The 24,692-nt window shown below is 69.3% G+C and carries 26 protein-coding genes; 15 read left to right on the forward strand and 11 right to left on the reverse strand.

From position 1 onward, the window contains the following. Positions 1 to 2 precede the first annotated feature (2 nt). The 8 genes from ACN0RJ_RS06230 to ACN0RJ_RS06265 form a co-directional block, all read right to left on the reverse strand. Positions 3 to 854, reverse strand: coding sequence for a hydroxymethylglutaryl-CoA lyase (locus tag ACN0RJ_RS06230; protein WP_417723769.1), 852 nt, complete (start codon positions 852 to 854; stop codon positions 3 to 5). 154 nt (positions 855 to 1,008) lie between these two features. Beyond that, positions 1,009 to 1,674: a glutathione S-transferase family protein gene (locus tag ACN0RJ_RS06235; RefSeq protein WP_417723714.1), complete on the reverse strand. Its 666-nt coding sequence runs from the start codon at positions 1,672 to 1,674 to the stop codon at positions 1,009 to 1,011. Then, entirely contained in the window at positions 1,671 to 3,623 is a 1,953-nt protein-coding gene (locus ACN0RJ_RS06240) for an acetyl/propionyl/methylcrotonyl-CoA carboxylase subunit alpha (RefSeq protein ID WP_417723715.1), read from the reverse strand. The genes ACN0RJ_RS06235 and ACN0RJ_RS06240 overlap by 4 nt, the downstream gene beginning before the upstream one ends. 126 nt (positions 3,624 to 3,749) lie before the next feature. Next, positions 3,750 to 5,351, reverse strand: coding sequence for a carboxyl transferase domain-containing protein (locus ACN0RJ_RS06245; protein ID WP_417721932.1), 1,602 nt, complete (start codon positions 5,349 to 5,351; stop codon positions 3,750 to 3,752). A gap of 160 nt (positions 5,352 to 5,511) precedes the next feature. After that, on the reverse strand, positions 5,512 to 7,065 hold the full coding sequence (locus ACN0RJ_RS06250; RefSeq protein WP_417723716.1) for an AMP-binding protein: 1,554 nt from the start codon (positions 7,063 to 7,065) through the stop codon (positions 5,512 to 5,514). Next, positions 7,062 to 7,367 (reverse strand): hypothetical protein, encoded by a 306-nt coding sequence (locus ACN0RJ_RS06255; protein ID WP_417723717.1) that lies wholly within the window; start codon positions 7,365 to 7,367, stop codon positions 7,062 to 7,064. The genes ACN0RJ_RS06250 and ACN0RJ_RS06255 overlap by 4 nt, the downstream gene beginning before the upstream one ends. Positions 7,368 to 7,455: 88 nt before the next feature. After that, positions 7,456 to 7,905, reverse strand: a complete 450-nt coding sequence (locus tag ACN0RJ_RS06260; protein ID WP_417723718.1) for a lysozyme inhibitor LprI family protein — start codon at positions 7,903 to 7,905, stop codon at positions 7,456 to 7,458. 79 nt (positions 7,906 to 7,984) lie between these two features. Beyond that, positions 7,985 to 9,148: an isovaleryl-CoA dehydrogenase gene (locus tag ACN0RJ_RS06265; protein WP_417721928.1), complete on the reverse strand. Its 1,164-nt coding sequence runs from the start codon at positions 9,146 to 9,148 to the stop codon at positions 7,985 to 7,987. A gap of 146 nt (positions 9,149 to 9,294) precedes the next feature. Here ACN0RJ_RS06265 and ACN0RJ_RS06270 point away from each other — a divergent pair, with 146 nt between their 5' ends. Together ACN0RJ_RS06270 and ACN0RJ_RS06275 are read left to right on the forward strand one after the other, a co-directional pair. Beyond that, positions 9,295 to 9,765: a pyridoxamine 5'-phosphate oxidase family protein gene (locus ACN0RJ_RS06270; RefSeq protein WP_417723719.1), complete on the forward strand. Its 471-nt coding sequence runs from the start codon at positions 9,295 to 9,297 to the stop codon at positions 9,763 to 9,765. Between the two features lie 42 nt (positions 9,766 to 9,807). Beyond that, positions 9,808 to 10,266, forward strand: coding sequence for a CreA family protein (locus ACN0RJ_RS06275; RefSeq protein ID WP_417721926.1), 459 nt, complete (start codon positions 9,808 to 9,810; stop codon positions 10,264 to 10,266). Positions 10,267 to 10,415: 149 nt separating this feature from the next. Here the strand turns inward: ACN0RJ_RS06275 and ACN0RJ_RS06280 are convergent, their stop codons facing one another. Beyond that, positions 10,416 to 10,649 carry an acyl carrier protein gene (locus tag ACN0RJ_RS06280; RefSeq protein ID WP_007800270.1) on the reverse strand — a complete coding sequence of 78 codons (234 nt, stop codon included), beginning with the start codon at positions 10,647 to 10,649 and terminating at the stop codon, positions 10,416 to 10,418. 191 nt (positions 10,650 to 10,840) lie between these two features. After that, positions 10,841 to 11,578: a 3-oxoacyl-ACP reductase FabG gene (gene fabG / locus ACN0RJ_RS06285; protein ID WP_417723720.1), complete on the reverse strand. Its 738-nt coding sequence runs from the start codon at positions 11,576 to 11,578 to the stop codon at positions 10,841 to 10,843. 121 nt (positions 11,579 to 11,699) lie between these two features. Between fabG and ACN0RJ_RS06290 the strand changes: the two genes are divergently transcribed. After that, positions 11,700 to 11,864 (forward strand): hypothetical protein, encoded by a 165-nt coding sequence (locus ACN0RJ_RS06290; protein ID WP_417723721.1) that lies wholly within the window; start codon positions 11,700 to 11,702, stop codon positions 11,862 to 11,864. Between the two features lie 45 nt (positions 11,865 to 11,909). Here ACN0RJ_RS06290 and fabD read toward each other — a convergent pair whose 3' ends face one another. Next, positions 11,910 to 12,851, reverse strand: a complete 942-nt coding sequence (gene fabD, locus ACN0RJ_RS06295) for an ACP S-malonyltransferase (RefSeq protein ID WP_417723722.1) — start codon at positions 12,849 to 12,851, stop codon at positions 11,910 to 11,912. Positions 12,852 to 13,023: 172 nt separating this feature from the next. Here fabD and ACN0RJ_RS06300 point away from each other — a divergent pair, with 172 nt between their 5' ends. The 12 genes from ACN0RJ_RS06300 (at position 13,024) to radA (ending at position 24,690) form a co-directional block, all read left to right on the forward strand. Then, a complete protein-coding gene (locus ACN0RJ_RS06300; protein WP_417721922.1) occupies positions 13,024 to 14,220 on the forward strand; it encodes a cytochrome b/b6 domain-containing protein in 1,197 nt (398 codons plus the stop codon). A 75-nt stretch (positions 14,221 to 14,295) separates the two neighbouring features. Beyond that, the gene (gene pyrC / locus ACN0RJ_RS06305; RefSeq protein WP_417723723.1) at positions 14,296 to 15,330 is read left to right on the forward strand and encodes a dihydroorotase; all 1,035 of its coding nucleotides are present in this window, start codon (positions 14,296 to 14,298) and stop codon (positions 15,328 to 15,330) included. A gap of 150 nt (positions 15,331 to 15,480) precedes the next feature. Further along, entirely contained in the window at positions 15,481 to 15,951 is a 471-nt protein-coding gene (locus ACN0RJ_RS06310; RefSeq protein ID WP_417721920.1) for a hypothetical protein, read from the forward strand. A 207-nt stretch (positions 15,952 to 16,158) separates the two neighbouring features. Next, a complete protein-coding gene (locus tag ACN0RJ_RS06315; protein ID WP_417723724.1) occupies positions 16,159 to 16,836 on the forward strand; it encodes an orotate phosphoribosyltransferase in 678 nt (225 codons plus the stop codon). A 217-nt stretch (positions 16,837 to 17,053) separates the two neighbouring features. Then, a complete protein-coding gene (locus tag ACN0RJ_RS06320) occupies positions 17,054 to 18,541 on the forward strand; it encodes a replicative DNA helicase (protein WP_417721918.1) in 1,488 nt (495 codons plus the stop codon). A gap of 168 nt (positions 18,542 to 18,709) precedes the next feature. After that, positions 18,710 to 19,747 (forward strand): alanine racemase, encoded by a 1,038-nt coding sequence (gene alr / locus ACN0RJ_RS06325; protein ID WP_417723725.1) that lies wholly within the window; start codon positions 18,710 to 18,712, stop codon positions 19,745 to 19,747. Next, on the forward strand, positions 19,744 to 20,526 hold the full coding sequence (locus tag ACN0RJ_RS06330) for an MlaE family ABC transporter permease (protein ID WP_417723726.1): 783 nt from the start codon (positions 19,744 to 19,746) through the stop codon (positions 20,524 to 20,526). Before alr ends, ACN0RJ_RS06330 begins: the two co-directional genes overlap by 4 nt. A 100-nt stretch (positions 20,527 to 20,626) precedes the next feature. After that, on the forward strand, positions 20,627 to 21,373 hold the full coding sequence (locus ACN0RJ_RS06335) for an ABC transporter ATP-binding protein (RefSeq protein WP_417723727.1): 747 nt from the start codon (positions 20,627 to 20,629) through the stop codon (positions 21,371 to 21,373). Continuing rightward, on the forward strand, positions 21,370 to 21,759 hold the full coding sequence (locus tag ACN0RJ_RS06340; protein ID WP_417723728.1) for a hypothetical protein: 390 nt from the start codon (positions 21,370 to 21,372) through the stop codon (positions 21,757 to 21,759). The genes ACN0RJ_RS06335 and ACN0RJ_RS06340 overlap by 4 nt, the downstream gene beginning before the upstream one ends. 4 nt (positions 21,760 to 21,763) lie before the next feature. Beyond that, positions 21,764 to 22,204, forward strand: coding sequence for a paraquat-inducible protein A (locus tag ACN0RJ_RS06345; protein WP_417723729.1), 441 nt, complete (start codon positions 21,764 to 21,766; stop codon positions 22,202 to 22,204). Between the two features lie 211 nt (positions 22,205 to 22,415). After that, positions 22,416 to 23,228, forward strand: a complete 813-nt coding sequence (locus ACN0RJ_RS06350) for a DNA repair protein (RefSeq protein ID WP_417723730.1) — start codon at positions 22,416 to 22,418, stop codon at positions 23,226 to 23,228. 94 nt (positions 23,229 to 23,322) lie between these two features. After that, positions 23,323 to 24,690 carry a DNA repair protein RadA gene (gene radA, locus ACN0RJ_RS06355; protein WP_417721911.1) on the forward strand — a complete coding sequence of 456 codons (1,368 nt, stop codon included), beginning with the start codon at positions 23,323 to 23,325 and terminating at the stop codon, positions 24,688 to 24,690. Positions 24,691 to 24,692 lie beyond the last annotated feature (2 nt).

Genomic DNA, 24,692 nt, shown 5'->3' on the forward strand with positions numbered 1-24,692 from the left:
TCTCAGCCCCGCATCGCCCGCGCCATCGCCGCGGCCTCCTCCAGAACCCGCAGGTCGAGCCCGGTCTCGTGGCCGAGCGCGGCACAGCGCGCCGCCACAGCCTCGGTCGCGACGTTCCCGGCGGCCCCCGGCGCATAGGGGCAACCGCCCAGCCCGCCGACCGCCGCGTCGAAGACCCGCAGCCCCCGCGCCAGCGCCACCTCGACATTGTCGAGCGCCCGCCCCCCCGTGTCGTGGAAATGCCCGGCGAGGAATGACGCCGGCAGCGCCTCCAGCACCGCGGCCAGCATCGCGTCCACCGCCTCTGGCACGCCCCGCCCGAGGGTGTCGGCAAGCGAGACCTCGTAGCAGCCCATGGCGTGCAGCTCCGTCGCCACCCGCACCACCGCCGCAGGCGCCACCGTACCGTCATAGGGACAGTCCACCGCGCAGGAGACATAGCCCCGCACCGGAATGCCCGCGGCCCGCGCCGCCTCCGCCACCGGGCGGAAGCGTTCGAGGCTCTCGTCGATGGAGGCGTTGATATTGGCGCGCGAGAAGGCCTCGGAGGCGGACCCGAAGATCGCCACCTCGTCCGCCCGCGCCGCCACCGCCGCCTCGAAGCCGCGAAGGTTGGGCGTCAGGGCGGCGTAGGAAACCCCCGGCACGCGCGCGATTCCCGCCAGAACCTCGGCGGAGCCCGCCATCTGCGGCACCCATTTCGGACTCACGAAACTGGCGCATTCGATGCGCCGGAAACCCGCCCGCCCGAGGCAGTCGACCAGCGCGATCTTCTCGGCCACCGGAATCGCCCGCGCCTCGTTCTGCAACCCGTCCCGAGGCCCCACCTCGAAGATCTCGACCCGTTCCGTCATCTCGCCTCCTTCGTCCTTCGTCATCGCGCTTGTCTTCCCCACGCCGCCCGGCCCCTCCGGCCCGGCCTGCTCTCGCCACGGGCGCCCGCCCGAGAGGCCTGCCCCGGCAGGCATCGAGACGCCCTGCGCGCGCCTCAGGGCGCGCTCCGCCGGTTCAGACCGCCGGCACCGGGTAGAACGGCTGCGGATAGAGCCGCGTCCCCGCCTCCGGCAGCGCCTGCCGGAAGCCTTCGCGCTCGGTGATCCGCGCGTACCACGCCGCCACTTCGGGATGATCGTCGAGCGTCCGGAAATGCCGCGCCATGTAGACCGCCTGCCCCACCGCCACGTCGACGGCGGAAAACCCCGAGGTCAGCAGATGGTCGCGCCGCTCGATCGGCGTCGACAGCCGCGCCTCGATGGCGTCGTAGCACTTGGCCAGCCGCGCCGCCTCCAGCTTCATCACCGTGGGCGAGCGCATGTGATCCTCGCGCAGCATCAGGTGCTGCTGGGTCAGGGCGGCGCAATGCTGCGACACGGTCTCGGCGAAATGCAGCCAGCACAGCCAGGCCATGCGGTCCGGCGTGCCCGGCGCCCGGCCCATCCCGGCATCCGGGAACCGTTCGCAGAGATACTCCATCATGGCGCCGGATTCGAACATCCGCTCGCCCTCGATCTCCAGCGCGGGCACCCGCCCGGCCGGAGACAGCGTCAGGTAATCGGGACTGCGCAGGCTCTTGTCGAAGGGGTGCAGGACGACCTCGAACGAGACCTCCAGCTCGTGAAGCAGCCACAGCACCCGCATGGAACGCGATTGCGGCACGTGATGCAGACGGATCATGCGGCGCTCTCCTCCTCTTCCTCCTCGAGCCGCACCAGCGCCGCCCCGGCCTCGACCTGGTCGCCCGCCGCGACCAGCAGTTCGGCCACCACGCCGTCGCGCGGCGCCACCAGCGTGTGCTCCATCTTCATCGCCTCCAGAACGGCCAGCCGGTCCCCGGCCGAAACCGCCTCCCCCGCGGCGCAATGGACCGACACCACCCGCCCCGGCATCGGCGCCTCGATCAGCCCCGTACCGCCGTGCGCCAGCGCATCCCGCGCCAGCGGATCGACGATGTCGAAGGCCACGCCGTAGCGGTCGAACACCGTGACCCGCCCGTCCGAGACATGCACCGCCGGGGCCGGCGCCCCGTCGAGCCGCCAGCACCCGCCGATGCGCTCGGCCAGAACCCGCGCCCCGGCCACCTCGATCCCGATGCGGTCCGGCCCCTCGGCGCGCAGCACGCAGGGCAGATCCTCCTCGCCGCGCCGCAGGGTCAGCCCCCGCGCCAGCGGCTGCCAGAGCGCGAACCCCGCGAGCGGGCCCGCCTGCGCGTCCAGCCCCGACACCGCCAGCGCCGCCCGCGCGACCAGCGCCGGTGACACCTCGGGCGCCGCGCTCAGCCGCGCCAGATCCCGCCCGATGAGACCGGTGTCCACCTCGCCCGCGCCGAACCCCGGATGCGCCGCCAGCGCACCGAGGAATGCAAGGTTGGTGACCGTGCCGGCGACCTCGGTCCCGGCCAGCCCGCGCGCGAGCCGCTTCAGGGCGATTTCCCGTGTCGGGCCGTGCACGATGACCTTCGCGATCATCGGGTCGTAGTGCGGCGAGATCACATCCCCGCTGCGCACGCCGCTGTCCGCCCGAACGCCTTCGGGGAAGGCCAGATGCGCCAGCTTCCCGGTGGCCGGAAGGAACCCTGCGGGCACGTCCTCGGCATAGAGCCGCGCCTCGAAGGCATGGCCCGAGATCGTCAGATCCTCCTGCCGGGCCGGCAGCGCCTCCCCGGCGGCCACCCGCAACTGCCACTCCACGAGGTCGATCCCGGTGATCAGCTCCGTCACCGGATGCTCGACCTGCAGGCGGGTGTTCATCTCCATGAACCAGAAGCCGTCGGGGCGCAGCCCGTTCGCACCGTCGACGATGAATTCCACCGTCCCCGCGCCCTTGTAGCCGATCGCCTCGGCGGCACGCACGGCGGCCTCGCCCATGGCGGCGCGCATCTCGGCGGTCATGCCCGGCGCGGGCGCCTCCTCGATCACCTTCTGGTGGCGCCGCTGCAGCGAACAATCCCGCTCGAAGAGGTGGACCGCCCGGGTGCCGTCGCCAAAGACCTGCACCTCGATGTGGCGCGGCTGTTCGATGTATTTCTCGATCAGCACCGCGTCGTTGCCGAACGCGCCGCGCGCCTCGGCCCGCGCGCCGTCCAGCGCGTCGGCAAAGGCGTCGGGCGCCTCGACCAGCCGCATGCCCTTGCCGCCGCCCCCGGCCACCGCCTTGATCAGCACCGGGTAGCCGATCCGCCCGGCCTCCGCCGCCAGCAGCGCCGGATCCTGGTCCTCGCCCAGGTAGCCCGGCACCACCGGCACCCCGGCCTCGTCCATCAGCCGCTTCGCCGCATCCTTGAGCCCCATCGCCCGGATCGCCGGAGCCGACGGCCCGACAAAGACCAGCCCCGCCGCCTCGACCATCTCCACGAAGCCGGGGTTCTCGGACAGGAAGCCATAGCCCGGATGGATCGCCTGCGCGCCGGTCTGCAGCGCCGCCTCGACGATGCGCTCGCCCCGCAGGTAGCTCTCGGCCGGTGCGGCACCGCCGATGCAGACGAAGGCATCGGCCATCGCCACATGCGCCGCGCCGAGATCGGCCTCCGAACAGACCGCCACCACCCGCAGCCCCATGGCGCGGGCCGTCCGCATGACCCGGCAGGCGATCTCGCCCCGGTTCGCAATCAGGATCGTGTCAAACATGCTCGCCCCTTCCCATTCCCGGATTTCTTCTGGCCCCCGGTATCCCGGGGGAGTCCGCCCGCGGCGGACGGGGGCAGCGCCCCCACTGCGACTTCGGGGCCGTCTCGACCCCGCCGCCACGGCCCGTCACATCCGGAACACGCCGAAGCGTGTCTCCCGGACCGGGGCGTTGCGGGCGGCGCGCAGCGACAGGGCCAGCACCGCGCGGGTCTTGCGCGGATCGACGATGCCGTCGTCCCAGAGCCGTGCCGAGGCGTAGAGCGGGTGCGACTGGCGCTCGAACATCTCGACCGTCGGGCGCTTGAACTCCGCCTCCTCCTCGGCCGACCAGGCGCCGCCGCCCCGCTCGATCGCGTCGCGCCGCACCGTCGCCAGCACCCCCGCCGCCTGCTCCCCGCCCATCACCGAGATGCGCGAATTGGGCCAGGTCCACAGAAACCGCGGCTGGTAGGACCGCCCCGCCATGCCGTAGTTCCCGGCCCCGAAGGAGCCACCGACCAGCATGGTGATCTTGGGGACCGCGGTGGTCGCCACCGCCGTCACCATCTTCGCACCGTGCCGCGCGATGCCCTCGTTCTCGTATTTCCGCCCGACCATGAAGCCGGTGATGTTCTGCAGGAACACCAGCGGAATGCCCCGCTGCGAGCAGAGCTCGATGAAATGCGCGCCCTTCTGCGCGGCTTCCGAGAACAGCACGCCGTTGTTGGCGACGATGCCCACCGGCATGCCCTCCACATGGGCGAACCCGGTCACCAGCGTCTCGCCGAAGCGCGCCTTGAACTCGTCCAGCCGCGAGCCGTCGACCACCCGCGCGATGACCTCGCGGATGTCGTAGGGCGTGCGCAGGTCGGCGGGAACCACGCCCAGGATCTCCTCGGGGTCGTAGGCCGGCGCTTCCGGCGCCACCGAATTCGCGTCGTCGCGTCGCGCCCCGAGCGAGGCGACCGCGCGCCGCGCCAGGGCCAGCGCATGGCCGTCGTCCTCGGCCAGGTAATCCGCCACGCCGGAGAGGCGCGTGTGCACGTCGCCGCCGCCGAGGTCCTCGGCCGTCACCACCTCGCCCGTCGCCGCCTTGACCAGCGGCGGCCCGGCAAGAAAGATCGTGCCCTGTTCCTTCACGATGATCGTCACGTCCGACATCGCCGGCACATAGGCGCCGCCCGCCGTGCAGGACCCCATCACCACGGCGATCTGCGGGATGCCCTTGGCGCTCATCTGCGCCTGGTTGTAGAAGATCCGGCCGAAGTGGTCGCGGTCGGGAAAGACCTCGTCCTGGTTGGGCAGGTTCGCGCCGCCGCTGTCGACCAGGTAGACGCAGGGAAGATGGTTCTCCTCGGCGATCTCCTGCGCGCGCAGGTGCTTCTTGACCGTCAGCGGATAATAGGTGCCGCCCTTCACCGTGGCGTCGTTGCACACCACCATGACCTCGCGGCCCTCGACCCGGCCGATGCCCGCGATCACCCCCGCGCAGGGGGCGGCGCCATCATAGAGACCATGCGCCGCCGTGGCGCCGATCTCGAGAAACGGCGAGCCGGGATCGAGCAGGTTCGCCACCCGCTCGCGCGGCAGCATCTTGCCACGTGACAGGTGCCGGTCGCGCGCCTTCGCGCCCCCGCCCTCGGCCGCAAGCTCCGCCGCCTCCCGCACGACGCGCAGGGCTTCGAGATGCCCCTCGCGATTGCGTTGAAAGGCTTCGGAGCCGGGCAGTGCCCTCGACATCAGTTTCATCGGATTTCCTCCACGCGGACGACTTCGGGAAAGAGCATGGCCACCGCCGGCCTCCACGGGACCATCGGCGGTACGCCGGGTTTCGCCCCTTTGCGGGCGGGGATCGGCGGTCCCCCGGGCTCGGGCGCAGGGCGCCGCATCGGCACCCCCGCCCGGTGGTTCACGGCTCCCGGCATTCCGGTGCCTCCTCTGCCGCGCGGCGCTTCAGCTCCTTGCGGATCACCTTGCCGGTCACGGTCATCGGCAACGCATCCAGAAACTGGATTTCCCTGGGACATGAATAGGTTGCGAGACGTTCCCTGACCCATGCGCGAAGCTCGTCGGCGGCAACGTCGGCCCCCGGTTTGCGCACCACGTAGGCCTTGACGATCTCGGTGCGCAGCGGGTCGGGCTTGCCCACCACGCCGCAGGTGGCGACGCCCGGATGGGTCAGCAGGCAATCCTCGATCTCGGCCGGGCCGATGCGGTAGCCCGCGCTGGTGATGACGTCATCCTCGCGTCCGACAAAGCGCAGTTCTTCGCCCTCGAAGATCCCGCGATCCCCCGTCACCAGCCAATCGCCCCGGAACTTTGCCGCCGTCTCGGCGGGATTGTTCCAATATTCCAGCATCATGGAAGCCGAACCTCGCCTTACGGCCACGTCGCCCTCGGCCTCGGTCCTGCGGCCCTCGGCGTCGATCACCGCGACCTCGTGCCCCGGCACCGGCCGGCCGATGAAGCCGGGGCGCGGCGGGTAGAGCGCGGCGCAGGAACTGGCGACCATGTTGCATTCGGTCTGCCCGTAGAATTCGTTGATGACGAGGCCGAACGCCTCGCGCCCCCAGGCCAGCATTTCGGCCCCCAGCGGCTCTCCGCCCGAGGCGACGGAGCGCAGCCCCGGCAGCGCCGCGCCCTCGGCCTTGAGCATCCGCAGGGCGGTGGGCGGAAAGAAGACGTTGCGCACGCCGTTGTCGCGGCAGATGTCGAGACATTCCCCGACCGAGAATTTCCGCATCCGCGCGGCGACCACCGGCACGCCGATCGCGAGCCCCGGCATCGCCACGTCGAACAGCCCGCCGATCCAGGCCCAGTCCGCCGGCGTCCAGAGCACGTCGCCCGCCTGCCCCAGCAGATCGTGGCTGATCTCGACCCCCGGCAGGTGGCCGGTCAGAACCCGGTGCCCGTGCAGCGCGCCCTTCGGTTTGCCGGTCGTGCCCGAGGTATAGATGATGATGGCCGGATCGTCGGGACCGGTGTCGGCGCAGGGCGCATCGGACGGCACCCCGGGCAGGTCCGTCACCACGTCCAGATCGAAGGAGACGAGCATCTCCGCGCCCTCGTCGTCGGTCACCACCACCCGCGCGCCGCTGTCGTCGAGGCGGGTGCGCAGGGCATCCTCGCGGAACAGCTTGAACAGAGGGACCGAAATCGCCCCCATCCGCCAGCAGGCCACATGCGCCGCCGCGCAGAGCGGGGATTGCGAGAGCAGCACCCCGACCCGGTCGCCGCGGGTCACTCCCCGCACCTCCAGCGCCGCCTGCACCCGGCGCGACAGCAGCGCCAGCGCGCCGAAGCTCACCGCGTCGCCGCCATGCTCCAGGATCGCCACGCGCTCCGGCTCCCGCGCGGCCCACTCGTCGCAGACCTGGCGCGCCATGTTGAGCCGCGCGGGCAATGCACGGTCGAACGCCTCCCGCATCCGCGCATGGTCCTGTCCCTGCAAGATCGGTCTCATGTTTCGGGCCTCCCCTCCCTGTCGCGGGCGGTGATCCGCCCCAGCCTGTCGACGCTGTAGACCACCCGGCCCGACGCGCCGTCGCAGGCGACCACCAGCCAGATCCGCCCGTCGCCGGGACGGCCCGAACAAAGGCCCGGCGCGCCGGTCTCCTCCTCGTAGGTGCGGGCGACCGCCGCGATCAGTTCCGACGGCCCGAGCGCCGCCGCCTCCTGCCCCGCCCGGAAGGCGATCACCACCGCAAGGGCCAGCAGCGCCCCGAGCACCAGAAGCGCCCGGCCTCCGGGCATCACGCGGGCCATGCATGCCCCCGCCCTCCGGCCCGGCGCGCGCAGCTCTCCCGGTCGCCGGCCGCACCCGGCCCGCGTGCGTCACGCGCGGCGCGGTGGCTCAGCGGTAGAGGTCGAAGAAGAAATCCACCGCCTTCTTCGCGGTCAGATCGCGCTGGCATTCCGCGCCCCAGATGACCCGGATCGAGCCGCCCCCGGCCTCTTCGTAGCGGCGCGCGCATTCCGCGTCGCGATCCTTGATCCACTTGCGCTGCGAGGCGAGCAGCCGGTTCCAGCTGCCGTTCTTCTGCGCCCGCGCCTTCATCGGCGCCCACCAGGCATTGAGCAGCTCGTCCCAGGCGCGCTGTTCGCGCATCAGGCATTCCGCGATGCCGATGGTGGTCTGATCGTTGCAGGCAAATCTGCCGAGGCAGGCCTGAAGCGTGCGGGCCTTGGAGCCGGAGGATTGCGTCGTGACGCAGCGCTCCAGCGTCGCGGCATCGCGCGAGGCGGCCGAGGCCCCGAGGGGCAGAAGCAGGGTGAGAAAGAGGGCGGACAACAGGGTTTTCATGGAACACTCCATAGCAACGCGACAGGCGATCGAATGCCCCCAGCCTAGCAAAAATCGTCCCGCTGCCCAGTCCCATCGCTCAGCCCATCGCCGCGAGCAGCTCGCGCCCCACCAGCATCCGCCGGATTTCCGAGGTGCCGGCCCCGATCTCCATCAGCTTGGCATCGCGGAACAGCCGCGCGACCGGCGCATCGGCAAGAAAGCCCGCACCGCCCATCGCCTGCACCGCCTGATGCGCCTGCACCATCGCCTGTTCCGAGGCATAGAGGCAGCAGGCCGCCGCATCCTGCCGGGTCACGTCGCCCCGGTCGCAGGCCTTGGCCACCTCGTAGACATAGGCGCGGGCGGAATTCATCGCGGTGTACATGTCGGCGATCTTGCCCTGCATGAGCTGGAACGACCCGATGGGCTGGCCGAACTGCTTGCGTTCGGCCATGTAGGGCATGATCTCGTCCAGGCAGGCGGCCATGATGCCGGTGCCGATCCCGGCGAGCACCACGCGTTCGTAGTCGAGACCCGACATCAGCACGCGCACGCCCTTGCCCTCCTCCCCGAGGACGTTCTCGAAGGGCACTTCCACGTCCTCGAAGATCAGCTCGGCGGTGTTCGATCCGCGCATCCCGAGCTTGTCGAAATGCTTCGAGGTGCTGAAACCCGTCATGGATTTTTCGATCAGGAAGGCGGTGATGCCCTTCGATCCGGCCTCGGGATCGGTCTTGGCGTAGACCACCAGCGTGTCGGCGTCCGGCCCGTTGGTGATCCAGTACTTGTTGCCGTTCAGCACGTAGCGGTCATTGCGCTTTTCGGCCCGCAATTTCATGCCCACCACGTCGGAACCGGCCCCGGCTTCGGACATCGCCAGCGCGCCGACGTGTTCGCCCGAGATCAGCCCCGGCAGGTACTTGCGCCGCTGCGCGTCGGTGCCGTTCAGCTTGATCTGGTTCACGCAGAGGTTGGAATGCGCGCCGTAGGACAATGAAACCGAGGCCGAGGCGCGCGCGATCTCCTCCACCGCGATGACATGGGCGAGATAGCCCATGCCCGCGCCGCCGTATTCCTCGGGCACGGTGATTCCCAGCAGGCCAAGTTCGCCCATCTCGCGCCAGAGTGCTGCGGGAAAGACATTGTCGCGGTCGACCTCGTCGGCAAGCGGGCGGACACGGTCCTGCGCCCAGCGGTGCACCATGTCGCGCAGGGCGTTCACGTCTTCGCCCAGATCGAATGTCATTGCTGCGGTGAACATTCCGTCGCCCTCCCCCGGCGTTTATTGAACGTTTGTTCAAATATAGGCCCGGGATCGCCCGCCCGTCAAGAGCCCCGTCAAGAGCAAGGAACAGCACCGGGTCATTCGGCGTTTCCCCTCCGACGAAAGAGACAAAGGAGAGACCCATGACCAAGGATCTGAAACACGCCTTCTGGAAGCAGCTTGCCGATGTGCGGGCCGGCCTTCTGGCCGCCGACGGAGAGCGCCCGGTGCCGATGTCCCCGACCCCGGACGAAGAGGCGACCGCCATCTGGTTCATCACCGCCAAGGGCACGGCGGCGGATCGCGCCGCGTCCGGCGGCGGCGAGGCCTCGTTCCACGTTGCCGATTCGAAGGCGCATCTTTATGCCAACGTCTTCGGCACGCTCACGGTGGTGAACGACGGCAGGAAACTGGACGAGATCTGGAACGCCGTCGCCGCCGCCTGGTTCGAGGACGGGCGCAAGGACAGCTCGATCCAGTTGGTGAAATTCACCCCGCACGAGGCCGAGGTCTGGTCCGGTGACGGCGGGGCAAGCTTCCTCTACGAGATCGCCAAGGCCAATATCACGGGTGACACGCCCGATATCGGGGATCATGGTCGGGTCATCTTCTGACCCGGATTCCCGACGCGCCAGCGCCCTCGAAAGGACGACCCCATGAAAACCCTCCGCCTCGCCGCCGCGCTCTGCCTGGTTCCCCTCATGTCCGGTGCCGAGCAGGTCGGCGAGGTCGGGGTGGACTGGGTCGGCAATGACATCCTGATCGAGGCCGTCGCCGATCCGAAGGTGCAGGGCGTGACCTGCCACGTCGCCTATTTCGACCGGGGCCTGCTGGACAGGCTGTCCAAGGGCAACTGGTTCGAGGATCCCTCGAACGCCTCCATCGCCTGCCGGCAGACCGGGCCGATCACCGTCGGCGACATCGACCGCAGCGAGGATGGCGAGGACGTGTTCCGCACCTCGCGCTCGATCATCTGGAAATCGCTGCGGGTGAAGCGGATCTTCGACGAGGCGAACCAGACGCTGATCTACCTCGTGCACGCGGCGGAGCTGACGGACGGATCGGCCAAGCTGGCGATCTCGACAGTGCCGCTCTACCAGCCCGGCGCGAACTGAGCCGATGACGGGACGGCGGGCGGGGCGATGTGCCGGAGGCACGAGCGCCGTATGCCGTCCCCGCCCCCGAACAGCGGCGGAACAAACGAAAACGGCGCCCGAGGGGCGCCGTTTCGACTATCGTACCCGGTGAGACCGGACCGGAGGCCTCAGGAGGCTTCCTTGATGAACTTGACCGCGTCGCCGAAGGTCTGGATCGTCTCGGCCGCGTCGTCCGGAATCTCGATGCCGAACTCTTCTTCGAACGCCATCACCAGTTCCACGGTGTCGAGGCTGTCGGCACCCAGATCGTCGATGAACGACGCGCTTTCGGTGACCTTGTCCTCTTCGACGCCCAGATGCTCGACGACGATCTTGCGCACGCGATCAGGAATATCGCTCATGTCTTGTCCTCACATGTCTCCGGGCCGGATGGCCCCTTGTCTGCCCCGCCCGCTTGGGGTGGATGCCGGTCGGCCCACCTGTCAAGCGGACCCGACCCCGAGATATACACCACGGGGCCCATTCCTTGCGCGCCTATATCACACGCGCACGTGATGGCAAATGCTTTCCGCCCCTGCCTTTCACGCCCCGCTCAAAGCATCGCCATGCCGCCGTTGACGTGCAGCGTGGCGCCCGTCACGTAGGCGGCTTCGCTGCTCGAAAGATAGAGAACGGCGGCCGCGATCTCTTCCGGCGTGCCCATGCGGCCGGCCGGAATCTGCGTCATGATCGCCGCCTTCTGATCGTCGTTCAGCTTGTCCGTCATCGCGGTTTCGATAAAGCCCGGCGCCACCGCGTTGACGGTGATCCCGCGCGAGGCGACCTCGTAGGCAAGCGACTTCGACATGCCCACCATCCCGGCCTTGGCGGCCGCGTAATTGGCCTGCCCGGGGTTGCCCGTGGCCCCCACGATCGAAGAGATGTTCACGATCCGGCCCCAGCGCGCCTTCATCATGCCGCGCATCACGCCCTTGCAGAGCCGGAAGGTCGAGGACAGGTTCACGTCCAGCACCGACTGCCATTCGTCGTCCGACATGCGCATGAACAGGTTGTCGCGGGTGATCCCGGCATTGTTGACCAGGATGTCGACCGCTCCCATCGCCTCGGCGGCCTGCTTGGGCAGGGCGGCGACGGCCTCGGGATCCGACAGGTTGCAGGGCAGCACGAACGCGCGCCCGCCCAGTTCCTCGGCCAGCGCCTGCAGCGGCGCCTCGCGGGTGCCGGACAGTCCCACCGTGGCACCCGCGCCGTGCAGCGCTCGCGCGATCGCTCCGCCGATGCCTCCCGATGCGCCGGTCACCAGCGCGCATTTTCCTGTCAGATCGAACATCCCGGTCCAGCCCCTTCTCGGTCCCTCATTGGCGCAGACCTATCGCATCCGCACCGCCACGGGGCAAGACCAATGCCATATTGAGGCCGAATTCCCCTGTCAGACCCGCCCCATGGACGCGTTGTTCGTAAAAGCCCGCGTCACCCCCGACCCCACGCCGGACACGCCCCTGTCCGGGCTGGAGAGCCTGCTCGCGGGCTGGCCCTGGCCGGTCACGCCGCAGGGCCTGACGCTTGCCGCGCTGCTCGTGGCGAAGCCCGGCGCTGCGATCCGCCGGCGGCCCTAGGGACCGCGCCGCCCCGCGCGCCGGGGCGACGCAGGGGCGCCGAGGTCAGGCCGGAACCGCCTCGGCCGCCGCGGTGACATCTTCGGGCGCACCGACGTTGCGCACCACGGCCGGCTTGTGGATGCGCCGGATCATCCCGGACAGCGCCTTGCCGGCGCCGATCTCCCAGAATTCGTCGACACCCTGCGCGACCATGTATTCCACCGATTCCCGCCAGCGCACCGACCCGGTGACCTGCTCGACCAGCAGCGAACGGATTGTCGCCGGATCGCTGATCGCCGAAGCGATCACGTTGGCGACCAGTGGCACCTGCGGCGCGCGGATCGACACGTCGTCCAGCGCCTCGGCCATCACCTCGGCGGCGGGCGCCATCAGGGAGCAATGGAAGGGCGCGCTCACCGGCAGCAGCATGGCGCGCTTGGCGCCGAGATCCTTGGCCAGTTCCACCGCCCGCGCCACGGCGGCGCGGTGACCCGAGATCACCACCTGCATCGGGTCGTTGTCATTGGCCGCGGCACAGACATCGCCCTGCGCCGCTTCGGCAGCCACCGCCCGCGCGCGGGTCAGGTCCATGCCCAGCAGCGCCGCCATGGCGCCCTGCCCGACCGGAACCGCGGCCTGCATGGCGCGCCCGCGGATGCGCAGCAGCCGGGCGGCATCGGCGACGCTGAGCGCGCCCGCCGCCGTCAGGGCCGAGTATTCCCCCAGCGAATGCCCGGCGACAAAGGCCGCCTGCGCCACGCCGACGCCCTCGGCCTCGAGCGCGCGCATCGCGGCGAGCGATGTCGCCATCAGCGCGGGCTGGGCGTTCTCGGTCAGGGTCAGCGTGTCGGCGTCCCCCTCCCAGATCAGCGCCGAGAGCTTTTCGCCGAGCGCGTCGTCGACCTCTTCGAAGACCGCCCGTGCCGCGGGATAGGCCTCTGCCAGGGCGCGGCCCATGCCGACGGACTGGGCGCCCTGCCCGGGGAATACGAATGCGCGGCTCATGCTGGCTGTCCTTCCAAGCTCCTCGATTGGGCGCTTCCCTTATATGTCATACGACTGTCACGCAACGCCTATGCACCGAACCTGTGCGCGGGACGGCATTGCGCTGCGGCGCGGCATCGCTAGGTTTGCCGGCAACCCGAATTGCTGTTTCAGACGACAAGGAGCCGCCGCCATGGCGCTTGCCAACACCTCCACCTCCTACGGCGCCGCCGCGCGCTGGCTGCACTGGCTGACCGCGGCGGGCATCCTCGTGATGATTCCGCTGGGATGGATCGCCCATTTCGCGCCCTGGGACAGCGACGCGCAGCTCGCGCTCAAGGCGCAGCTGTTCTCGGCGCACAAGACCCTCGGCATCGCCGTGCTGGCGGTGGCCGTGCTGCGCATCCTCTGGGCGCTGGGGCAGCCCCGCCCGGTGCCGCTGCACCCCGCACGGCGGCTGGAAACCCTGGTCGCCGAGACGGTGCACTGGTCGCTCTACGGCGCGCTGATCCTGGTGCCGCTGACCGGCTGGATCGAACATGCGGCCACCGACGGCTTTGCGCCGATCCTCTGGCCGCTCGGGCAATCCCTGCCGATGGTGCCGAAATCCGAAGCCCTGGCCGAGACCTTCGCCACGCTGCATTTCTATGCGCAATGGGCGCTGGTGCTGGTGCTGGGCCTGCATGTGGCGGGGGCGGTGAAACACGCGGCGGTCGATCGCGACGCGACGCTGGCGCGCATGGCGCGCGGCGTCTCCGCCGGGACGGAGGGCAATCACGGCGCCCCCCTCGCCGCGCTGGCCCTGGCGGCGGTGTTCTGGCTCGCCGTGCTCGGCGGCGGCATCGGTCAGCGGCTTCTCGCGCCCGAGGCCGCCGAAGCGGCAACGCTGGCCGAGGTCGACTCGGACTGGCAGGTGCGCGAGGGAACGCTGGCGATCCGGCTGGTACAGATGGGCTCCGAGGTCAGCGGCAGCTTTGCCGACTGGACGGCCGAGATCGACTTTGCCCCCAAGGACGGGCCCGGCAAGACCGGCGAGGTCACGGTGCAGGTGGCGGTGCCCTCGCTCACGCTCGGCACGGTGACGAAACAGGCGATGGGTCCGGATTTCTTCGACGCGACGCAGTTTCCCACCGCGACCTTCCGGGCCGACCTGATGAAGGCGGCCGACGGCCACGTCGCCGAGGGGACGCTGTCGCTCAAGGGGCACGAGGTGCCGGTCTCCCTGCCCTTCCAGCTGGTGCTGGACGGGGACCGGGCCGAGATGTCCGGCCGCCTGACGCTCGACCGCCGGGCCTTCGGCATCGGCGAGAGCATGGGCAACCCGGACCAGCTGAGCTTTGACGTGGAGGTGCTGGTGGACCTCGTCGCGGAGCGCGCCGGCGGGCGCTGAGGCCGGGGCGGGGTCGGGATTTTCCGGCGAAAGATCGCGCTGGCCCGGCGGGCGGCGCCATGCTACCGGGCAGGCATGACCCGGATCACGCTGCGACGCCCCGACGACTGGCACCTGCACCTGCGCGACGGCGCAATGCTGAAGGCCATGGCCCCCGAAACCGCCCGCCATTTCGCGCGGGCGATCATCATGCCGAACCTCGTTCCCCCCGTGGTGACGGGCGACCAGGCCGCCGCCTATCGCGAGCGCATCCTTGCCGCCCTGCCCGGAGACACCGCCTTCCGGCCCTTGATGACGCTCTATCTCACCGAGGCGACCGATCCCGCCGACGTGGTGCGCGCCCATGCCGACGGCCTCGTCACGGCGGTAAAGCTCTATCCCGCCGGGGCGACCACCAATTCCGCCTCCGGCGTGCGGGATTTCGACAAGGTGCGCCCGGTGCTCGACGCGATGGCCGAGGCCGGCGTCCCGCTCTGCGTGCACGGCGAGGTGGTGACGCCGGAGGTCGACATCTTCGACCGCGAGGCGGTGTTCATCGACCGCATCCTCGATCCGCTGCGCCGCGCCACGCCCGGCCTGCGCGTGGTGATGGAGCACATCACCACCCGGGACGGCGCCGACTATGCCATGTCCGGCGGGCCCGACCTCGGGGCGACGATCACCACCCATCACCTGGTGATCAACCGCAACCACATCCTCGTCGGGGGCATCAAGCCGCATTACTACTGCCTGCCCGTCGCCAAGCGCGAAGAGCATCGGCGCGCGCTGGTGGCCGCCGCGACCGGCGGGTCCGGGGCGGTGTTCCTCGGCACCGACAGCGCGCCGCACTCCGATCCGAACAAGGAGAGCGCCTGCGGCTGCGCGGGCTGCTTCACCGCGACCAACACCCTGTCCATCCTCGCCGAGGTCTTCGAGCGGGAAGGCGCGCTCGACCGGCTCGAGGCGTTTGCCTCGCTGAACGGACCGGCCTTCTACCGCCTGCCCGCCAACGAGGAGCGCATCACCCTGGAGAAGGGCGCGCCCGTCGACTACCCGGCGAAGATCGAGACCGGCGAAGGCCCGGTGACGGTCTTCGATCCGGGGTTCCCGCTGCACTGGCGGGTGGTCTGAGGCTTTCCGGACCGCCGGAAATTCCGGCGGAGGCGCCCGTTTCGCGGGCAGTGGTGCGCGGCGTGCAGCTGAGGCGCGCGGCGCCATGGGACTTTGGTCGCAGAGAGCGCAGCATCCTTGCCGGGAGGAACGGTCAGGGAAGCCTCTCTCATGGATGCGCTCATCGATGCCCTTCTGGACTGGATCGCCGATCATTCGGCCCGCGAGATCGCGGATGTGCCCCATCCCGTGGTGCTGGAACTCTCTCCCCGCGAGCTGACGCGGGAGTTCTACAGCGGAGTCGCGAGCCTGATGCCCGAGGACGGCGTGGACGAGCGGGTGAACGCGCTCTTCGCGGTGACCGACGGGCCGCACGGCACGATCTACATTCTCGACGCCCGCGGGATCGAGGGCGCGGCGGAGTATGACGACCCCCACGACAACCCGCTCTGGCGCGAGATCCTGCTGCACGAACTGGTGCATCACGTGCAGCACGTCTCGGGCGAGGCGCGGGGCTGGGCCTGCCGCAATGCCGGAGAGATGGAGGCCTATGTGCTCGGCGGGCGCTATCTGCGGGAGCGGCGGGTGAGCGATCCAATGGGCAACCGGATGTTCTGGGCGCGCGCCTATTCCACCTGCTGAGCCGGAGGGGGGGCTGTAGCGGGCGACGGAAGGGGAGTTGGAGGGGGCATCCGGAGGGTGGAGCCGGAGGGGGGCGCTGCCCCCGTCGCCGCCTGCGCGGCGACTCCCCCGGGATATTTTCCGAACCGAAGAAGATGCGGACCGGTCTTCCATGGCAGGGCGGTTTCGCGCTAGAGGGAGCGCGGTCTTTCAATCCGGAGCGCGCGCATGATCCCCTCGTCCTATCCTTCCCCCGAAGACATGGCCCGGCTGACGGCCCGGATGCTGTGGGAAATCGGGGCGGTGCATTTCATGGGGTCCGAGCCGTTCAAGCTGGCCTCGGGCCTGCCCTCGCCGGTCTACATCGATTGCCGCAAGCTGATCTCCTACCCGCGCATCCGCTCGACCCTGATGGATTTCCTGACGGTGACGGTGATGCGCAATGCCGGGTTCGAGGCCTTCGACAACATCGCCGGCGGCGAGACCGCGGGCATCCCCTTTGCCGCGCTGGTGGCGGAGCGCATGGCGCTGCCGATGACCTACGTGCGCAAGAAGCCGAAGGGCTACGGGCGCAATGCCCGCATCGAGGGCGCGATGCACGAGGGCGAGCGGGTGCTGCTGGTGGAGGATCTGACCACCGACGGCGGCTCCAAGCTGAGCTTTGTCGACGCCATCCGCGAGACCGGGGCCACCTGCGGCCACACCGCGGTGATCTTCTATTACGGCATCTTCCCGGAGACCGAGACGACGCTGGGCGATCACGGGGTGACGCTGCACCATCTCTGCACCTGGCACGATGTGCTGGCCGAGGCGAAGCTGCGCGGCGGCTTCGATGCCCGAACCCTGGGCGCCGTCGAGGCCTTCCTCGCCGATCCCCGTGCATGGCAGGCGGAAAACGGCGCGTGACGCGCCGCTGACCTCTGTGGAGAAGCGGCGGTCGAATCGTTCAACCATACAACATTTGGGGGCGCGGATCTTCCGTGCTACCCTATCTGTCGGACCGACTCTCTGCCCACAGGGTTTTCCCGGCGGATATCCCCCGAGATATCTTCCTTGGCGCGGGCGGTCCGATCGGCCTAGAAGCCCCGACGGGTGATGTACGGGGACAGGGAAAGAGCAGCAGATGAACGACCACAGCGTTTTCAATCCGACGGGAGTCGAGGTCGAGCAGGCCGAGACCATGCCGCATTCGATCGAAGCCGAGCAGCAGCTGCTGGGCGCGATCCTGACCAACAACGACGTCTACGACCGCGTCGCGGCGATCGTCGGCGGACAGCATTTCTTCGACCCGGTCCACACCCGCATCTTCGAGATCGCCACCGCGCGCATCGCCAAGAACAACCTTGCTTCGCCGGTGACGCTCAAGGCCTTCATGGAGGATGACGAGGGGCTGAAGGAACTCGGCGGGCCGGCCTATCTCGTGCGGCTCGCGGGGGCGGCGGTGTCGTCCTTCGCCGTGCGCGACTACGCGCAGATGATCTACGATCTCGCGGTGCGGCGCGACCTGATCCGGCTCGGGCGCGACATTTCGGCCAAGGCGTCGAAGGTGGACGTGAAATCCGAACCCAAGGAGCAGATCGTCGAGGCCGAGCAGGCGCTCTACAAGCTGGCCGAACAGGGCCAGACCGAGGGCGGCTTCCAGTCCTTCCTGCGCGCCGTGACGGATGCGGTGAACGTCGCCAACGCCGCCTACCAGCGCGACGGCGGGCTGGCCGGGATCTCGACCGGACTGGCCGATCTCGACAAGAAACTCGGCGGCCTGCACCCGTCGGACCTGCTGATTCTCGCCGGGCGCCCGTCGATGGGCAAGACCTCGCTCGCGACCAACATCGCCTTCAACATCGCCAAGGCCTACAAGCGCGGCACCAAGCCCGACGGCACCGAGGGCGCGCTGGACGGCGGCGTGGTCGGGTTCTTCTCGCTGGAAATGAGCGCCGAGCAGCTTGCGGCGCGGATCCTGGCGGAAGCCTCGGAGATTTCCTCGCACAAGATCCGCCAGGGCGACATGGAGGAACACGAGTTCCGCCGCTTCGTCGAGGCCGCCAAGGCGCTCGAGGCCTGCCCGCTCTACATCGACGACACCCCCGCCCTGCCGATTTCCCAGGTCGCGGCGCGGGCGCGGCGGCTGAAGCGGACGCACGGGCTGGACCTCGTCATCGTCGACTACCTCCAGTTGCTGCGCGGCATGTCCGACAACCGGGTGCAGGAGATCGGCGAGATCTCCATGGGTCTCAAGGCCATCGCCAAGGAACTGGCGATCCCGGTGATCGCCCTCTCCCAGCTGTCGCGCCAGGTCGAAAGCCGCGAGGACAAGCGCCCGCAGCTGTCGGACCTTCGGGAATCGGGGTCGATCGAACAGGATGCCGACGTGGTGATGTTCGTCTTCCGCGAGGAATACTACGTGGAGCGGGAAAAACCCTCGGACGACCGCCTGGACGAGATGGCAGGCTGGCAGGAGCGGATGAGCCGCCTGCACGGCAAGGCCGAGGTCATCATCGGCAAGCAGCGTCACGGGCCCATCGGCACCGTCGAACTGAGCTTCGAGAGCCAGTTCACCCGCTTCGGCAACCTCATCAAGCCCTGGCAACAGGGAGAGGACAGCGGCTACTGACACCCCCGGGCGCCCACCCTGCCGCCCCGCGCCGACACAGGCGCGCGAGGGCGGCGGGGCGGGCGGGCGGGAGCTGCCCGAGCGCGCCTGTCCCCGCAGCGGGACGCGCTGCCGCAGCGCGCGCATTCCCCCTTGACCGCTGCCGGGCAACAGGCAATCACCACGGCCATGGCACAGGCACAGCTCATCATCGACCTCGACGCGCTCTGCGCGAACTGGCGCGCGCTCGACGCCCTCAGCCGGAGCGAGACCGGCGCCGTCGTCAAGGCCGACGGCTACGGACTGGGCGCCGCGCGCGTGGCCCCGGCGCTTGCGAAACAGGGCGCGCGGCGATTCTTCGTCGCCCTCGCCGAAGAAGGCGCGGCGGTCCGTCAGGCCCTGGGACAAGGCCCCGAAATCTGTGTCTTTTCCGGCCACATGGAGGGCGACGCCGCGCTGATCCGCGATGCACGGCTGACCCCGATGATCAATTCCATCGACCAGATGCTCCGCCATGTCGAAGCGCTGCCCGGCCATGCCTTCGGCATCCAGCTCGACAGCGGCATGAACCGCCTCGGCATGGAGCCCGCCGAATGGTCCGCCCTGCGCGACATCGCGCTGGCGCAGAAGCCCCGGCTGGTGATGTCGCACCTCGCCTGCGCCGACGAACCCGACCACGCGATGAACGCGCAGCAGCTTCACTGCTTCCGCGAGATGACCGACGGCATCGAGGCGCCCCGCTCGCTTTCCGCGACCGGTGGCATCCTGCTGGGCGAGGCCTATCACTTCGACGTCACACGGCCCGGCATCGGGCTCTACGGCGGCCTGCCCTTCGAGCGGGCGCAGAGCGTGGCGCGACTGTCGATCCCGGTGATCCAGATGCGCGACCTCGCCCCCGGTGAAACCGTCGGCTACGGCAACACCTTCGCGGCGGCCGCGCCGATGCGCGTCGCCACCATCGCGGCGGGCTATGCCGACGGCATCCTGCGGGCGCAGGGGCCGAAGGGCTACCTTCTCGCCGACGACCGGCCCTGCAAGATCCTCGGCCGGGTCTCCATGGACCTCATCGGGGTCGACGTGACCCATCTCGGCGAAGCGCCGCAGAGCCTCGACCTGCTCGGGCCGCACCAGGGTGTCGACCAGGTCGCCGACTACGCCGGCACCATCGGCTACGAGGTGCTGACCTCGCTCGGCGCGCGCTACGCGCGGCGCTACATCGGCGGATGATCCTCACCGCGCCCCTCGCCGCGCTCGGGCGGACGACGCTCGCCTTCCTGGCCGCCATCGGCCGGGTCGCCCTCTTTGCCGCCCGTGCTTTGAGCCACGCGCTGCGCCCGCCCTTCTACGGTCGCGAACTGCTGCTGGCGCTGTTCAACATCGGCTGGCTGTCGCTGCCCGTGGTCGGAATGACGGCGGTCTTCACCGGCGGCGCGCTGGCGCTGCAGATCTACTCGGGCGGTGCCCGGTTCAGCGCCGAGGCGGTGGTGCCGCAGATCGTCGCCATCGGCATGGTGCGCGAACTCGGGCCGGTGCTGGTCGGGCTGATGATCGCCGCCCGCGTCACCTCCTCCATCGCGGCCGAGATCGCCACCATGAAGGTGACCGAGCAGATCGACGCCCTGGTGACGCTGTCCACCAACCCGATGAAATACCTCGTCGCGCCGCGCGTGCTGGCGGGGCTGATCGTGGTGCCGCTGCTGGTCGGCGTCGGCGACGTGATCGGCATCTTCGGCGGTTACGCGGTCGCCACCTCCTCGCTCGGGTTCAACGCGGCGTCCTACATCAAGAACACCATCGACTTCCTCGAACCGCTCGACATCCTGTCCTCGCTTGCCAAGGGCTGTGCCTTCGGCGGCATCGCGGCGCTGATGGGGTGCTACTTCGGCATGGGCTCGGGGCGCGGCGCGCAGGGCGTCGGCCGCGCCACCAAGGGCTCGGTCGAGGCCGCGGCGGTGCTCATCCTCGCCGCGAACTTCCTGCTCACGGGGGTGTTCTTTTCCATATGACCCGCGCCCGCCATCCGTGCCCGTTCCCGGTCCCGACGACCCCGACCGGCCGCTCCGGCCCCACCGCCACCGCCACGGCCACCGACGCAGGGTGCGCGCGATGATCGCGCTGTCCGGTGTCCGCAAGAGCTTCGGCAGCAACGCGGTGCTGCGCGACGTGACGCTTTCGGTCGCGCGGGGCACCTCGACCGTCATCATCGGCGGTTCGGGCACCGGCAAGTCGGTGATGCTGAAATGCATCCTCGGCCTGGTGGCGCCCGATGCGGGCACGATCACCGTCGACGGCCGCGACGTGCACGAGGGCGACCGCGACGCCTTTCTCGCCCGCTTCGGGATGCTGTTCCAGGGCGGCGCGCTGTTCGACAGCCTCCCGGTCTGGCAGAACGTCGCATTCCGCCTTCTGCGCGGACCGCTCAAGCGCCCCGCCGCCGAGGCGCGCGACATCGCCGTCGAGAAGCTGCGCCGCGTCGGTCTGAAACCCGAGGTCGCCGACCGCCTGCCCGCGGAACTCTCCGGTGGAATGCAGAAGCGCGTCGGCCTTGCCCGTGCCATCGCCGCCGAACCCGAGATCATCTTCTTCGACGAACCGACCACCGGGCTCGATCCGATCATGGCGGGCGTCATCAACGATCTCATCCGCGAGATCGTGACCGAGATGGGCGCCACCGCCATGACCATCACCCACGACATGAGCTCGGTCCGCGCCATCGCGGACACCGTGGCGATGCTGCACGACGGGGTCATCCAGTGGACGGGTCCGATCGGGGAAATGGACGCGGCGCCGGACCCTTACCTGCAACAATTCATTCACGGACGCGCCGAAGGTCCGATCGAGGCGGTACGATGAACTTTCTGGAACCCAGCCCCGTCCTCCTGGCCTATCTCTTCGTGCAGAAATTCGTCTGGCTGGAGCTGATCGCGCTGCTCGCGCTGCTGCGCGTGGCCCTTGCGCGCGGGCCGTCGCGGCTGGCCGCGGCGCTGGCGTTGCTGCTGTCGCTCGCCGGGATCGCCATCATCTTTGCCCCCGCCTTCGGCGCCATGGCCCACCCCGCCTATGCCTCCGCCGCCCGGCTCATGACGCTGGGACAGGGGCTCTGGGCCCTGCTCGCGCCGTCGGTCTTACTCGCGTCCAGCGCCTTCCTGCCGGGAATGCGGGCGCGCTGGATCGACTTCGTGCACATCGCGCTGCTCTGGGGGCTGGTCGGCCTCTGGATCGCGACCCGGATGGTCTGAGCCGATGCGGGACCGGGCGCTCAGAGCCGCGAACCTGGCGCTGCTCGTGCTCTACCCCGTCGCCTGGGCCGCCCCGCTGCTGCGCGCCGGCCTGCTGCCGCTGTTCGCGCTGGACGAGATCAGCGTGCTGACCGGGCTGCAATCGCTCTGGCGCACCGACATCGTGCTGGCCCTCGTGGTGACGGTCTTTGCGCTGTTCGCGCCCTATCTCAAGACCATCGGCCTTGCCCTCGTGCAGTTCGGCCTGCTCGACCGCCGCGCGCTTCCCGTGCTGGCGGTGCTCGGCAAGCTGGCGATGGCGGACGTCTTCCTGATCGCCCTCTACGTCACGCTGGCCAAGGGCATCGGCATCGGCCGGATCGAGACCGCCTGGGGCCTGTATCTCTTCACCGCCTGCATCCTCGCGTCGCTGGTGATCGGGATGATCGAAGACCGAAAGGGCTGATCCGGGGCATTGATCGCCGTCACGGGACAATTCACGGCGTTCTGTAATTTTGTTTCACGAACCGCCCCCCGAACGCAAAAAACAAGATTTTTCTATAAAATTGCTGGTCTTCGGCTTAATCTGGCCGATGTCATTTCATGTGAACATTTGTCTGGGGGACAGGGGCATGAATTCCTCGTTGCAATCGGCAGCCTTGTTGTTTCAATCCGCGATGCAGCGGATCACCCTGGTTCTGGTGTTGTGCCTCGGCTTGGGCCTGGCGGGATATTCCATCGCCTGCGCAACGGGTTACGCGCCGTGGCTCATGCTTCCCCTCAACTTCGGAGAGGTCACATTCGCCGACGCCGGGCAATATGTGCAGGTCGGTGTCAGCGCGCTGGCGCTGGGGCTGCTGTTCTTTCTGCCCACCAATGCCCGGGTGATGGCTCTCGAAACCTCGCACCGCTCGTTTCACATCGGCATGAAGGACGTGGCCCGCGCCTATGCCGCCGCGCATCGCGCCGACCGCGAGGGGGTGTTCACGCTGTCCTCGGAATTCGATTCGGTCCGCGAACGCATCGCCTTCCTGCGCGACCATCCCGACCTTGCCGAACTCGAACCCTCGGTCCTCGAGGTCGCCGCGCAGATGAGCCACATCTCCCGCGAGCTGGGGCAGGTCTATTCCGACAGCCGGGTGCAGCGCGCCCGCGATTTCCTGACCGCCCGCCAGCAGGAGATCGAGGATTTCAACGCCCGCATCGAAGAGGCCAAGCTGATCGCGACCGACATCCGCAAGTGGCACATGCGGGTCGAGCTGGAAGAGGACATCGCCGAGGCGCAGATCGCCCGGCTCTGCGAGGATCTCGAAGACATCCTGCCCGAAATCGTCCCGGACGAGCATCGCCTGCCCGAAGAGGCCGAGGAATGGGCCGAAAGCTTCGACCCGCTGGCCGAGGCCGGCAGCGAGATCGACGACCTTCCGGCATCCGAAACGCAGCAGGACGACCGCATCGTCGCCATGCTGTCGCGCCGCGCGGCGGAATAGACGCCGGCACGGCAGGCTCCGGGCCGGGACGGAATTCGGCCCGCGCCCCGTTGGGCGCTTGCCTCGCCCGGCGCCGCGGGCCTAGAAGGCGGTCATGGCGAAATCCACGAACACCTTTGTCTGTCAGTCCTGCGGCACCAGCACGACCAAGTGGTCCGGGCGCTGCGAAGCCTGCGGCGCCTGGAACACCATCGTCGAGGAGGCCCCCTTGGCCTCCGGCCCCTCGGGCAAGACGCTGGGAGCCTCGCGCGGGCGGGCTGTCAAGCTCTCGGATCTCTCCTCGAAGGAGGCCCCGCCCCCCCGCACCGCCTGCGGCATCGGAGAGCTGGACCGCGTGCTGGGCGGCGGGCTGGTGCCCGGCTCGGCCGTGCTGGTCGGAGGCGATCCCGGCATCGGCAAGTCGACCCTGCTGCTGCAGGCGGCGGCGGCCTTTGCCAATGCCGGGCTTTCGGTGGTCTATGCCAGCGGCGAGGAGGCCAGCGCCCAGGTCCGGATGCGCGCGCAGCGGCTGGGGCTTGCGGATGCGCCGGTGCGGCTGGCCGCCGAAACCAACCTGCGCGACATCCTCACCACGCTCGAGGCCGAGAAACCCGCCCTCGCCATCGTCGATTCGATCCAGACCATGTGGGCGGACAACGTCGACAGCGCCCCCGGCTCGGTCAGCCAGGTCCGGGCCGCCGCGCACGAGCTGACAAGCTTTGCCAAGCGCCGGAACACCGCCGTCATCATGGTCGGCCACGTCACCAAGGACGGCCAGATCGCGGGCCCCCGCGTGGTCGAGCACATGGTCGACACCGTGCTCTATTTCGAGGGCGAGCGCGGGCACCAGTTCCGCATCCTGCGCAGCGTCAAGAACCGCTTCGGCCCCGCGGACGAGATCGGCGTCTTCGAGATGACCGGCGCGGGCCTGTCCGAGGTCGGCAACCCCTCGGCGCTGTTCCTGAGCGAACGCGGCACGCCGCAGCCGGGGTCGGTGGTGTTTTCCGGGATCGAGGGCACCCGCCCGGTGCTGGTCGAATTCCAGGCGCTGGTCGCCCCCACCCCGCACAGCCAGCCGCGCCGGTCGGTCGTCGGCTGGGACGGCGGGCGGCTGGCCATGATCCTTGCCGTGCTCGAGGCGCGCTGCGGCATCCCCTTTGCCGGAATGGATGTCTATCTCAACGTTGCCGGGGGGATGCGCGTGGGCGAACCCGCGGCGGATCTGGCTGTGGCGGCTGCGCTACTTTCCGCGCGCGAAGATGTGGCGCTGCCCCCCGAGACTGTCGTTTTCGGAGAAATCAGCCTATCAGGAGCCCTGCGCCCGGTCTCCCAGACGGAAAACAGGTTGAAAGAAGCGCAGAAACTTGGTTTCTCCACGGCGATTCTGCCGCAAGGCAGCAAAGCCACGAATGCCGACGGCATGACGTTGTCGACCATGGCCGATCTGGCCGCCGTCGTGGGTGAAGTTTTCGGCGCGGGATAAGC

The sequence above is a fragment of the Salipiger sp. genome, assembly GCF_048261495.1.
Classification (GTDB): domain Bacteria; phylum Pseudomonadota; class Alphaproteobacteria; order Rhodobacterales; family Rhodobacteraceae; genus Salipiger.

What these genes read in the sequence shown, in the direction of transcription:
- ACN0RJ_RS06340 (WP_417723728.1), top strand. Translation starts at nt 21,370, where the DNA reads ATGAACTTTCTGGAACCCAGCCCCGTCCTCCTGGCCTATCTCTTCGTG.
- ACN0RJ_RS06230 (WP_417723769.1), bottom strand. Translation starts at nt 854, where the DNA reads ATGACGGAACGGGTCGAGATCTTCGAGGTGGGGCCTCGGGACGGGTTG.
- ACN0RJ_RS06320 (WP_417721918.1), top strand. Translation starts at nt 17,054, where the DNA reads ATGAACGACCACAGCGTTTTCAATCCGACGGGAGTCGAGGTCGAGCAG.
- ACN0RJ_RS06265 (WP_417721928.1), bottom strand. Translation starts at nt 9,148, where the DNA reads ATGTTCACCGCAGCAATGACATTCGATCTGGGCGAAGACGTGAACGCC.
- ACN0RJ_RS06260 (WP_417723718.1), bottom strand. Translation starts at nt 7,905, where the DNA reads ATGAAAACCCTGTTGTCCGCCCTCTTTCTCACCCTGCTTCTGCCCCTC.
- ACN0RJ_RS06345 (WP_417723729.1), top strand. Translation starts at nt 21,764, where the DNA reads ATGCGGGACCGGGCGCTCAGAGCCGCGAACCTGGCGCTGCTCGTGCTC.
- fabG (WP_417723720.1), bottom strand. Translation starts at nt 11,578, where the DNA reads ATGTTCGATCTGACAGGAAAATGCGCGCTGGTGACCGGCGCATCGGGA.
- ACN0RJ_RS06315 (WP_417723724.1), top strand. Translation starts at nt 16,159, where the DNA reads ATGATCCCCTCGTCCTATCCTTCCCCCGAAGACATGGCCCGGCTGACG.
- radA (WP_417721911.1), top strand. Translation starts at nt 23,323, where the DNA reads ATGGCGAAATCCACGAACACCTTTGTCTGTCAGTCCTGCGGCACCAGC.
- ACN0RJ_RS06335 (WP_417723727.1), top strand. Translation starts at nt 20,627, where the DNA reads ATGATCGCGCTGTCCGGTGTCCGCAAGAGCTTCGGCAGCAACGCGGTG.
- ACN0RJ_RS06330 (WP_417723726.1), top strand. Translation starts at nt 19,744, where the DNA reads ATGATCCTCACCGCGCCCCTCGCCGCGCTCGGGCGGACGACGCTCGCC.
- ACN0RJ_RS06310 (WP_417721920.1), top strand. Translation starts at nt 15,481, where the DNA reads ATGGATGCGCTCATCGATGCCCTTCTGGACTGGATCGCCGATCATTCG.
- ACN0RJ_RS06255 (WP_417723717.1), bottom strand. Translation starts at nt 7,367, where the DNA reads ATGGCCCGCGTGATGCCCGGAGGCCGGGCGCTTCTGGTGCTCGGGGCG.
- ACN0RJ_RS06250 (WP_417723716.1), bottom strand. Translation starts at nt 7,065, where the DNA reads ATGAGACCGATCTTGCAGGGACAGGACCATGCGCGGATGCGGGAGGCG.
- ACN0RJ_RS06240 (WP_417723715.1), bottom strand. Translation starts at nt 3,623, where the DNA reads ATGTTTGACACGATCCTGATTGCGAACCGGGGCGAGATCGCCTGCCGG.
- ACN0RJ_RS06270 (WP_417723719.1), top strand. Translation starts at nt 9,295, where the DNA reads ATGACCAAGGATCTGAAACACGCCTTCTGGAAGCAGCTTGCCGATGTG.
- ACN0RJ_RS06235 (WP_417723714.1), bottom strand. Translation starts at nt 1,674, where the DNA reads ATGATCCGTCTGCATCACGTGCCGCAATCGCGTTCCATGCGGGTGCTG.
- alr (WP_417723725.1), top strand. Translation starts at nt 18,710, where the DNA reads ATGGCACAGGCACAGCTCATCATCGACCTCGACGCGCTCTGCGCGAAC.
- ACN0RJ_RS06280 (WP_007800270.1), bottom strand. Translation starts at nt 10,649, where the DNA reads ATGAGCGATATTCCTGATCGCGTGCGCAAGATCGTCGTCGAGCATCTG.
- ACN0RJ_RS06350 (WP_417723730.1), top strand. Translation starts at nt 22,416, where the DNA reads ATGCAGCGGATCACCCTGGTTCTGGTGTTGTGCCTCGGCTTGGGCCTG.
- pyrC (WP_417723723.1), top strand. Translation starts at nt 14,296, where the DNA reads ATGACCCGGATCACGCTGCGACGCCCCGACGACTGGCACCTGCACCTG.
- ACN0RJ_RS06275 (WP_417721926.1), top strand. Translation starts at nt 9,808, where the DNA reads ATGAAAACCCTCCGCCTCGCCGCCGCGCTCTGCCTGGTTCCCCTCATG.
- ACN0RJ_RS06245 (WP_417721932.1), bottom strand. Translation starts at nt 5,351, where the DNA reads ATGAAACTGATGTCGAGGGCACTGCCCGGCTCCGAAGCCTTTCAACGC.
- ACN0RJ_RS06300 (WP_417721922.1), top strand. Translation starts at nt 13,024, where the DNA reads ATGGCGCTTGCCAACACCTCCACCTCCTACGGCGCCGCCGCGCGCTGG.
- fabD (WP_417723722.1), bottom strand. Translation starts at nt 12,851, where the DNA reads ATGAGCCGCGCATTCGTATTCCCCGGGCAGGGCGCCCAGTCCGTCGGC.